9 protein-coding genes, 1 tRNA gene and 1 pseudogene are annotated in these 9,360 nt (G+C 71.7%); 4 read left to right on the forward strand and 7 right to left on the reverse strand.

What is annotated here, in order from left to right; translation table 11 throughout:
* On the forward strand, positions 1-786 hold a 786-nt coding region (locus A6Q79_RS13170), incomplete at its 5' end, for an ATP-grasp domain-containing protein (protein ID WP_317698593.1).
* Complete coding sequence (locus A6Q79_RS13175) at positions 779-1,843, forward strand: ATP-grasp domain-containing protein (protein WP_286690179.1); 1,065 nt, start codon at positions 779-781, stop codon at positions 1,841-1,843. The genes A6Q79_RS13170 and A6Q79_RS13175, both read left to right, overlap by 8 nt.
* A gap of 42 nt (positions 1,844-1,885) precedes the next feature.
* Here the strand turns inward: A6Q79_RS13175 and A6Q79_RS13180 are convergent, their stop codons facing one another.
* The 3 genes from A6Q79_RS13180 to A6Q79_RS13190 all read right to left on the reverse strand — a co-directional run bounded on the left by A6Q79_RS13180 (position 1,886) and on the right by A6Q79_RS13190 (position 3,323).
* Positions 1,886-2,284, reverse strand: a complete 399-nt coding sequence (locus A6Q79_RS13180) for a hypothetical protein (protein WP_286690178.1) — start codon at positions 2,282-2,284, stop codon at positions 1,886-1,888.
* A gap of 10 nt (positions 2,285-2,294) precedes the next feature.
* A tRNA-Pro gene (locus A6Q79_RS13185) sits at positions 2,295-2,371 on the reverse strand.
* Between the two features lie 10 nt (positions 2,372-2,381).
* The gene (locus A6Q79_RS13190; protein ID WP_286690177.1) at positions 2,382-3,323 is read right to left on the reverse strand and encodes a metallophosphoesterase; all 942 of its coding nucleotides are present in this window, start codon (positions 3,321-3,323) and stop codon (positions 2,382-2,384) included.
* Positions 3,324-3,380: 57 nt separating this feature from the next.
* On the opposite strand from A6Q79_RS13190, the gene A6Q79_RS13195 reads away from it, so the two are divergent.
* On the forward strand, positions 3,381-3,842 hold the full coding sequence (locus A6Q79_RS13195) for a GatB/YqeY domain-containing protein (RefSeq protein ID WP_067853804.1): 462 nt from the start codon (positions 3,381-3,383) through the stop codon (positions 3,840-3,842).
* 63 nt (positions 3,843-3,905) lie between these two features.
* Here the strand turns inward: A6Q79_RS13195 and A6Q79_RS13200 are convergent, their stop codons facing one another.
* Positions 3,906-6,134, reverse strand: coding sequence for a transglycosylase domain-containing protein (locus A6Q79_RS13200; RefSeq protein ID WP_067853807.1), 2,229 nt, complete (start codon positions 6,132-6,134; stop codon positions 3,906-3,908).
* A 217-nt stretch (positions 6,135-6,351) separates the two neighbouring features.
* On the opposite strand from A6Q79_RS13200, the gene A6Q79_RS13205 reads away from it, so the two are divergent.
* On the forward strand, positions 6,352-6,609 hold the full coding sequence (locus A6Q79_RS13205) for a WhiB family transcriptional regulator (RefSeq protein WP_067853809.1): 258 nt from the start codon (positions 6,352-6,354) through the stop codon (positions 6,607-6,609).
* 18 nt (positions 6,610-6,627) lie between these two features.
* On the opposite strand, the gene A6Q79_RS13210 is transcribed toward A6Q79_RS13205, so the two are convergent.
* The 3 genes and pseudogenes from A6Q79_RS13210 to A6Q79_RS13220 form a co-directional block, all read right to left on the reverse strand.
* Complete coding sequence (locus A6Q79_RS13210) at positions 6,628-7,773, reverse strand: ArsA family ATPase (RefSeq protein WP_317698594.1); 1,146 nt, start codon at positions 7,771-7,773, stop codon at positions 6,628-6,630.
* 360 nt (positions 7,774-8,133) lie between these two features.
* Positions 8,134-8,661: pseudogene (locus tag A6Q79_RS13215) on the reverse strand (ArsA-related P-loop ATPase); the annotation flags it as partial.
* A gap of 73 nt (positions 8,662-8,734) precedes the next feature.
* A complete protein-coding gene (locus A6Q79_RS13220) occupies positions 8,735-9,280 on the reverse strand; it encodes a hypothetical protein (protein ID WP_286690173.1) in 546 nt (181 codons plus the stop codon).
* Between the last annotated feature and the right edge of the window lie 80 nt (positions 9,281-9,360).

A 9,360-nucleotide genomic window follows, 5' to 3' on the forward strand; every position in this document is an offset into this window, starting at 1 on the left:
GTGCACCACGTCGAGGACGTCATGGCCTTCGACTTCGCGAGCCGCTCGCGCCCTTTCATCCTCAAGAGCATCGCCTACGACCCGGTGCACCGGCTCGACCTCACACCCTTCCCGTTCGGCCCGACCGCGGAGGACCGCGAGGCGATGCGTCGGCACGTGGCGGCGCTGCCGATCTCGCCGTCGAACCCGTGGATCCTGCAGGAGCTCGTGGAGGGCGAGGAGCTGTGCACCCACGGCACGGTGGTCGACGGGCGCCTGCGGGTGCACCTGTGCTGCCCGTCGTCGGCGTTCCAGGTGAACTACGCGATGGTCGAGCGGCCGCGCGTGCGGGAGTGGGTCGAGCGCTTCGTCGGAGAGCTCGGGCTGACCGGCCAGGTCTCCTTCGACTTCATCGAGGCCGCCGATGGCACGCCCTACGCCATCGAGTGCAACCCGCGGACCCACTCGGCGATCACGATGCTCGACGGCCATCCCGGCCTCGCCGACGCGTACCTCGGGCCCGACCACGAGGGCGAGCCGTTGCAGCCGCTCCCCGGCAGCCGCCCGACGTACTGGCTGTACCACGAGCTCTGGCGGCTCCTGGTGCGCGAGCGTCCGCGACGGAGCACGGTGCGCGTCGTGCTCGAGGGTCGCGACGCCATCTGGTCGGTGCGCGACCCGTGGCCGTTCCTGCTGGAGCACCACCGCCAGGTCCCGGTGCTGCTGGCGCGCAGCCTGGTGCGGGGTCGCGACTGGATCCGCATCGACTTCAACATCGGCAAGCTCGTGGAGGCCGCCGGTGACTGAGCGACGCACGGTGCTGCACCTCGTCGGGTCGCCCACCGACGAGTTCTTCGCCGACCTCTCCCGTCTGTACGCCACGGGTTGCCTCGAGGCGCTCGCCGACGTCCCCGGCTACGACCACGTGGTGGTGTGGGTCGGGCCCGACGGTCGGTGGCGCTTCCCCGCCGACCTGAGCCGAGAGGCGATCGAGGCGGCGGAGCCGGTGGAGCTGGCGGAGGCCGTGAGCCTGGTCCGGGGGATCGCCCCCGACGTGGCGCTGCCCCAGCTGTTCTGCATCGCCGGCATGACGACCTACCGCGCGCTGCTCGACGTGCTGGGGGTGCCGTTCGTCGGGAACCCCGCCGACGTGATGGCACTCGCGGCGCACAAGGAGCGCACGAGGGCGGTGGTGGCGGCCGCCGGTGTCGACGTGCCCCCGGGCCGGGTCGTGCGCGGCCACCCGGACGTCGACGAGCGTCTCCTCGACGACGCGGTGGAGGCGGTCGGCCTGCCCGTGGTGGTCAAGCCGGTCGACGCCGACAACTCCACCGGCGTCGCCCTCGTCCGCGACCGCGCCGACCTGCGGTCCGCCGTCGTCGAAGCAGCCCGCGAGACGTCCGTCGGCGACGTGCTGGTGGAGCGCTTCGTGCCGCTGGGCCGAGAGGTGCGCTGCGCGGTGCTGGAGACGGACGACGGCCTGCGCGCACTCCCGTTGGAGGAGTACGCGGTCGATGCGCAGCACAAGCCGATCCGCGACCGCGCCGACAAGCTCGCCGGATCGGGCGACGACCTCGCGCTCGTCGCCAAGACCCACGACCACGCCTGGATGGTGGCCGACGACGACCCCGTCGTGCCCGCGGTGCAGGAGGCCGCAGCGCTCGCGTTCCGTGCGCTCGGCTGCCGCGACTACGGCCTGTTCGACTTCCGCGTGGATCCCGAGGGCCGCCCGTGGTTCCTCGAGGCCGGCCTCTACTGCTCGTTCGCCCCGTCGAGCGTCGTGGTGATGATGGCGGCCGCCGGGGGCACGCCGCTGCCCGAGCTGTTCGTGTCCGCGGTCGAGCGGACCCTCGCCCGCGGGTGAGGCTGTTCAGCCTGCTGTGACGACAGGACGGTCGTCGACCCCTCACTGACGCCCGGCCAGTTTGTCGTCCGGTCCGACGTGGGACCCATCGTCCGAGGGAATCTGCGAGGTGAGCTCGACTGCGCTCTCGAGGCTGACAACGGTCGGCTGCAGATCGCTTTCGGCTACGACCTCTACATGTACGTCGCGGCCGACGTTCCGTGCGAGACAGCCGTTGCCGCTGCTCAAGAGGACGGCCTCTGGTTCGATACAGGCGCTCCCCTTCTGTTGTGGGGGGAAGACGACGACGCATGACCGACGTGCGCCGACGACGAGCGCGCGGTCCGGACCCAGCGGCGCGGACGGCTCGGCGTCTGCGTCGAGGTGGTTGAACGTCCTGACGAGCACCTGCCCTGAGAGACGAAGAACCTCGAACCTCGTGATGAGGTCCGAGGTTCTCACGTCGAACTGATGGTCGGGGTGACAGGATTTGAACCTGCGGCCTCGTCGTCCCGAACGACGCGCGCTACCAAGCTGCGCCACACCCCGGCCGTCATCCTCAGCGGGAGGACGACCTCGACGAGTCTACCCCAGTGAGGGTGAGCAGGGTGGCCTCGGGTCGGCACGCGAACCGCACGGGGGCGAAGGGCGACGTGCCGAGCCCGCCGGACACGTGCAGCCAGGAGGGTTCGGAGCCGGCGGCCTGGTGCGTGCTGAGGCCCTTCACGCGTCGGCGGTCGAGGTCGCAGTTCGTGGCGAGCGCACCGTAGAACGGGACGCACAGCTGGCCGCCGTGGGTGTGGCCGGCCAGTACGAGCGGGTAGCCCTGGCTCGACGCGCGGTCGAGCACCCGCAGGTACGGCGCGTGGGCCACCGCGACCGCGAGCTCGGCGTCGGGGCCGAGCTCGGCCGCCGGAGGGATCGCGTCGAGGTCGTCGAGCTCGAGGTGCGGGTCGTCCACCCCCGCGAACGCGAGGGTGCGTCCGCCGACGTCGAGGTGGCCCGTGGTGTTGTTCAGGTCGAGCCAGCCGGACCCGACGAGCCCCGAGCGCAGCTCCTCGAACGGCAGCGTCGGCTCCCGGTTCCACGAACCGCCCGCCTGCGTGCCCGTGCCGCCGACGAGGTAGCGCAGCGGGTTCTTCGGCACCGGCGCGAAGTAGTCGTTCGAGCCGAACACGAACACGCCGGGGCGCTCGAGCAGCTCGCCGTAGGACTCGAGCAGTGGCGGCACCGCGTCGTGGTGGGCCAGGTGGTCACCGGTGCTGACGACCAGGTCGGGCTCCAGGTCGGCCAGCCCGCGCAGCCAGTCGCGCTTGCGTCCCTGGCTCGGCGTCAGGTGCGCGTCGGACAGGTGGAGGATCGTCAGCGGGTCGGCGCCCGGCGCCAGCACCGGCACCGACACGTGCCGCAGCGCGAACCAGCGCGCCTCCAGCCAGCCGTACCCCACGCCGGCTGCGCCAGCACCGACCAGCCCCAGCGGTACCGCCACCGTCGCCCTCATGCCATAAGCCTAGGTCGGGACGGGGAGCCCCGGCGAGGTCGGTGAGAGGATGGCGCCATGGCAGCGCTCAAGGACCGACTCCGTACCGACCTCACCGCAGCGATGAAGGCCCGCGACTCCCTGCGCGCCGGCACGCTGCGCATGGTGCTCACGGCCGTCACCAACGCCGAGGTCGCGGGCAAGCAGGCGCGCGAGCTCAGCGACGACGACGTCCTCGGCGTGCTCACCTCCGAGGCCAAGAAGCGCCGAGAGGCGGCCGAGGCGTTCGACGCCGGCCAGCGTCCGGAGCTGGCGCAGAAGGAGCGCGACGAGGCCGCGATCCTCGCCGAGTACCTGCCCGAGCAGCTCACCGCCGAGGAGGTCCGCGAGCTCGTGACGGCCACCATCGACCAGCTCGGCGTGGCCGGCGACGGCATGAAGGCGATGGGCCGCGTCATGGGCGCGCTGCAGCCGCAGGTCAAGGGTCGCGCCGACGGTGGCGTCGTGGCGGCCGAGGTGAAGAAGGCGCTCGGCGCCTGAGTCGTCCGGCCACGTCGTCCGGTCGGGCCCCGGTGGCCCGACCGGACGACGAAGTGCGTCTGCTCAGCGACCGGGGCGGTCGCCCCCATTGCCGCCGCCGCGGGCCTGGTCGCCGCCGCCACGGTTGCCGCCGCGCGGCTGGGCATCGCGGGGCTGGTCGCCGCCGCGCTGGGTGCCGCCCGTCGCGGCCGCTGGCGGGGCGGCTGCGGGCTGGCGCTGCGGCGGTGCGTCGAACGTGCGCGCCGGCAGGTAGGTCTGGATGACGCCCATGGCGTCCTTCCACATCGGGCCCGACAGCGACGAACCGCCGGCCTGCGAGAAGTTGACGGGCACGCCGTTCAGCGTCACGCCCACCAGGCTGGCCGGGTTGTCGGCGCTGTTGACGCCGGAGATCATCGCCGCGGCCGAGAGCGTCGGGGTGTAGCCGACGTACCAGACGGACTGCGCGCTGTTCGTCGTACCGGTCTTGGCGGCCGAGTCGATGTTCAGCGCGGTGCCGTTCTGGAAGCCGAAGCCGCCCGGCTGCTGCACACCCCGGAGGATGTCGTTGACCTGGGCCGCGACCTCGCGGCTCATGACGCGCTTGCAGCTGTCGGGGTACTTCTTCAGCACCTCGCCGTTCGCGCTGAGGATCTCATCGACCGGGCGCGGCGTGCAGTAGGTGCCGCCGGACGCCGCGGTGGCGTAGGCGGCGGCCATCTCCAGGGTGCTGACGTAGGTCGAGCCGAGGGTGAAGGGGCCGACGACGTCGCGCTCGGGCACCTTGATGCCCATGTCGCGGGCGGCCTTCACCGTGTTGCACAGGCCTGCGTCACGCTCGAGCTGGGAGAAGTAGGTGTTCACCGACCGACGCAGGCCCGTGTACATGTTGAACGTGCCCTGGCCCGTCGAGTTCTTGAGCGGCCAGGCGCCGACGCCGCGACCCTGGCAGTCGAAGTAGGTGCCGGCGGGCATCGTCATCGACTGCGGCGAGTTGTAGGTCTTCCCGACCGGGATGCCGCTCTTGAGCGCGGCCACGGTCGTGAACATCTTGAACGTCGACCCGCCCTGGAAGCCGCTGGACTGGCCGAACTCCGTCGGCACCGAGAAGTTCAGGAACGTCTGTCCGCGCTTCTCGTCGCGACCCATCGGTCGCGACTGCGCGACGCCGCGGACGTTGCCCGTGCCGGGCTCGACCAGCGCCATCGAGCCGACCGCGCGGTCACGCGCGCCGACCCGCTTCGTGACGGCCGCGTTGATGGCCTTCTGCATGCGCACGTCGATGGTCGACTTGATGGTCAGGCCGCCCTTCTCGAGCAGCGTGCGGCGCTCGTCGACGGTCTTGCCGAGCGCCTCGTCCTCGAGGAGGTACTGACGGATGTAGTCGCACGAGAACGCGGCGACGGACTCGACGCAGCCGTTCGGGAAGCGCGTGAGCTTGAGGTCGAGCGGCGAGGCGATCAGCTTGTCAGCCTCGGCCTGGCTGATCTTGCCCTGCGTCGCCATGACCTGGATGACCGTGTTGCGGCGCTGGAGCGCCCGCTCGGGGTAGATGCGCGGGTTGAACTGCTCGGGGTTCTTCACGAGGCCGGCCAGCGTGGCGGCCTGCTTGACCGACAGCTTCTCCGGCGGGACCGAGAAGTAGTGGTAGGCGGCGGCGTTGATGCCGTACGCGCTGTCGCCGAAGTAGGCGATGTTGAGGTAGCGCTCCAGGATGTCCTTCTTGGAGTGCTCCTCCTCGTACTTGATGGCGAGCTTGAGCTCACGCACCTTGCGGGCCGTCGACTTCTCGGTGGCGGCCTTGATCTGCTCGCGCGTGGTGGCCTGCTGCACCAGCGACAGCTTCACCAGCTGCTGCGTGATGGTCGAGCCACCCTGGGTCTGGCCGTCGGAGGCGTTGTTGACGAGGGCGCGCAGCGTGCCCTTGAGGTCGAGTGCCCCGTGCTCGTAGAAGCGGTTGTCCTCGATCGAGACGATCGCCTCCTGCATCGTCTTGGCGATGCTGTCGAGGGGGACGTCCTGGCGGTTCTCCTCGTAGAAGTACGCCAGGAGGCTGCCGTCGGCCGCGTACAGACGCGTGGTCTGCGGGTTCGGCGCGTCGTCGAGCTCGAGCGGCAGGTCGACGACGTCGCGCGTGACGTCGTTGGCCGTGGCTGCGAAGAAGGCGGTGCCGGGGATGACCACGGCCGCGGAGAGCACGCCGGCAGCCACGGCTAGCACGATCATGGTGCCGATCAGCGAGGCGCGGCTGGACGTGCGCGGCGGTGTCTGGGCGATCCGCCGGACGTTGTCGGTGAGGTCGTCCCAAGGCATACGCCCCAGGATACGGGCCGATCCTGAGGATCGACGGAGGCGCGGAGGGGTGCCTGCGCCGGTGCGGCCTCCCGGGACGGCCCAGGACCATAGTCCCTTCGAACCATGTGAAGTTGGGCACTGTGGAGTCTGCCGCCGGATCAGCCGGATCCTTAGCGTTCTCTTTGTTAGAGAAACCTTGTCGGCCTCGGGGCCGGCTCTCGGGAGGTTGATCACCATGGGGTGGAACGAGAACTGGGCGGGTCAAGCCGCCTGCCGTGGCAAGTCCGACGCGCTGTTCGTCAAGGGCGCCGAGCAGAACCGCGCCAAGCAGGTCTGCGGATCGTGCAACGTCCGGGCCGAGTGCCTGGCCGAGGCGCTCGACAACCGCATCGAGTGGGGCGTCTGGGGCGGCATGACCGAGCGCGAGCGTCGCGCCCTGCTGCGTCGTCGCCCGAACGTGGCTGCCTGGCGCAGCGTCCTGCAGACCGCCTGACGTCCTGGCGCCGGACGCTCAGCGTCCGGCGATGAGGTCGCCGATGCGGCGCAGCCCGTCGAGGTCGTGGACGTCGGTCGGCAGCGCCGCGACGGGCACGGTCGGCACCGTCGGGTGGCTGCCGGTGAACCGGCGCTGCACCTTCTCCTCGCGCGCGGCGACGCGCTCGCGGTCGGCGTGCACGTCGAGCAGCTCGGCGACCGACTCCTCGTCGGCGGCCCGCAGCCGGGTCGCGCCGCTCTCGGCGTCGGCGGCGGTGAGCCCGCCGGCGGCGCGCTCGTGCACGCGGTTGACGACGAGCCCGGCCAGGGGCATGTCCTCCGCGGCGAGCCGCTCGACGAAGTAGGCGGCCTCGCGCATGGCGTCGGCCTCCGGCGCGGCGACGACCAGGAACGCGGTGCCGTCGGCCTGCAGGAGCGAGTAGGTGGCCTCAGCGCGCTGGCGGAACCCGCCGAAGAGCGTGTCGAAGGCGGCCACGAACGTCTGCACGTCGGACAGCACCTGGGCGCCAAGCACCTTGTTGAGGGCGCTCGTGACGATGCCGAACCCGGCGCTCAGCAGTCGTGCCGGACCCTTCGCGGGCGCGAGCAGCAGCTTGATGAAGCGGCCGTCGAGCAGGCTCGACAGCCGCTCGGGCGCGTCGAGGAAGTCGAGCGCCGACCGTGAGGGCGGTGTGTCGACGACGATCAGGTCCCAGTCGGGGACGTCGGGGTCGTCGCTCGCGGCGGCGTGCAGCTGCCCGAGCTTCTCCATCGCCATGTACTCCTGCGTGCCCGCGAAGGAGCTCGACAGGGCGACGTAGAACGGGTTCTGCAGGATCTGCTGCGCCTTCTCGGGCGTCGCGTGCGCCTCGACGACCTCGTCGAAGGTGCGCTTCATGTCGAGCATCATCGCGTCGAGCGACCCACCGGCCGACGTGTCGACGTCGGCCACCGGGCGCGGCACGTTGTCGAGCTCGGTCAGGCCCATCGACTGAGCGAGACGGCGCGCGGGGTCGATGGTGAGGACGCACACGTGTCGCCCCTGCTCGGCGGCGCGCAACGCGAGCGCGGCGGACGTCGTGGTCTTGCCGACACCGCCCGAGCCGCAGCAGACGATGATCTGGGTGCCGCGGTCGGCCAGCAGCGCGTCGACGTCGACACGTCCGGCCTCCGACCCGCCCAGCAGCGGGAGCTCGACGACCGGACGGCCGCAGTCGCCGCTCACCTCGCGCTGCTGCTCCTGCAGCACCTGCCGCTCGACGTGGGCGCGGGCCTGGGCGAGCAGGGGGCCGGCAGCGTCGGAGGACAGCGAGACCGACCGCAGCGCCGCGGCCACGGCCGTCTCGTCGAGGCTGCCCGCGTCGAGCGCGTCGCGGGTCGGGGCCGTCACGAGCTCGGGTCGCACGAGGTTGAGCAGCACGCGACCGACCGGCAGGTCGGCCGCCTCCAGCTCCGCGATGCCGTCGAGGGTCTCCTGCACCGGCATCTCCTCGAGCACGGTGACCAGGTGCACCTGCGTGCTGGGGGCGCGCATGAGCTGCATGATCGACTCGGCCTGACGCTTGATCGGGCCGACCTTGGCGAGCCCGGCGACCTCGTGGTTGACGTTGAGGAACCGGGTGATGCGGCCCGTCGGCGGGGCGTCCATGACGATCGCGTCGTAGCGGTCGGCGCCGGTGCGGCGCGCCACCTCGTAGACCTTGCCGGTGAGCAGCACGTCGCGCACGCCCGGGGCGATGGTCGTGGCGAAGTCGATGATGCCGAACTTGTCGAGCGCCTTCCCGGCCCGACCGAGCCGGTAGAACATCTGCAGGTACTCCAGCAGCGCAGCCTCGGGGTCGATGGCCAGCGCGTGCACGGCCCCGCCGTCCAGGCCGTTGGCGATGCGGCGCTCCTCGTACGGCAGCGGCGCGACGTCGAAGAGCTGAGCGATGCCCTGACGACCCTCGACCTCGCACAGCAGCACCCTTCGGCCGCGGGCGGCGAGCGAGGTGGCCAGCGCGGCGGCCACCGTGGTCTTGCCGGTGCCTCCCTTGCCGGTCACGACGTGCAGCGGGGTCCAGAGGGTCACACGTCGAGGGTATCGACGCGTCGCGGAGGTGCGAGCCGAACGACGGTGAGGAGGCCCACGCCCGACGGCGGGGTCAGCTGGCCCGGCGCCGTGTGGCGGACGAGCCGCGTGCGGGGGGTGGGGTGCGCTGCGCCGCGGGCCGCGCGCGACCTCCCGACGTGCGCGTCGCTGCCGGGCGGGGCCGTGCGGTGGTGCTGCGCTGGGCAGGAGCCGGACGTCGAGCGGGTGCGGTGCGCTTCGCGCTCGTCGACCGTGGTCGGCCGGCAGAGGCGGTCGCCGTGCGACGCGGCGCCCGGGCCGGGGGCTTCCGGGCGGTGGTCCGTCGCGACCGCCCGGTCTGCCTCGAGCGCGCAGGGCGCGGTCGCGCCAGGAACACCACGACGTCGACGACCACGAGCAGGACGTAGGCGGCAGCCGCCACCGCCAGGAACCAGGTGACCGGGTTGCCGAGTAGGAAGTCGCGGGTCGTCCCGGTGGGCGTCAGCGGAGGCAGCTCGGTGCGCTCGTCGCCCGTCATGGAGACGACCTGCAGGAGGAACGGCAGCACCTTCGTCACCCCGACGAGCACGGCCGAGACCACGAGGGCACGACCGATCCGTGTCGGGGGGAAGATCGACATGGGGCGAGCCTTCCACGACCGTGCGCCTCCTGTCCCGCGAACCGCGAGGATGTGACCACCTCGCCGACACCCGTACGGAC

The organism is Aeromicrobium sp. REDSEA-S32_B7 (assembly GCF_001626145.1).
GTDB lineage: Bacteria > Actinomycetota > Actinomycetes > Propionibacteriales > Nocardioidaceae > Aeromicrobium > Aeromicrobium erythreum.

What these genes read in the sequence shown, in the direction of transcription:
- A6Q79_RS13190 (WP_286690177.1), bottom strand. Translation starts at nt 3,323, where the DNA reads ATGAGGGCGACGGTGGCGGTACCGCTGGGGCTGGTCGGTGCTGGCGCA.
- A6Q79_RS13220 (WP_286690173.1), bottom strand. Translation starts at nt 9,280, where the DNA reads ATGTCGATCTTCCCCCCGACACGGATCGGTCGTGCCCTCGTGGTCTCG.
- A6Q79_RS13195 (WP_067853804.1), top strand. Translation starts at nt 3,381, where the DNA reads ATGGCAGCGCTCAAGGACCGACTCCGTACCGACCTCACCGCAGCGATG.
- A6Q79_RS13200 (WP_067853807.1), bottom strand. Translation starts at nt 6,134, where the DNA reads ATGCCTTGGGACGACCTCACCGACAACGTCCGGCGGATCGCCCAGACA.
- A6Q79_RS13205 (WP_067853809.1), top strand. Translation starts at nt 6,352, where the DNA reads ATGGGGTGGAACGAGAACTGGGCGGGTCAAGCCGCCTGCCGTGGCAAG.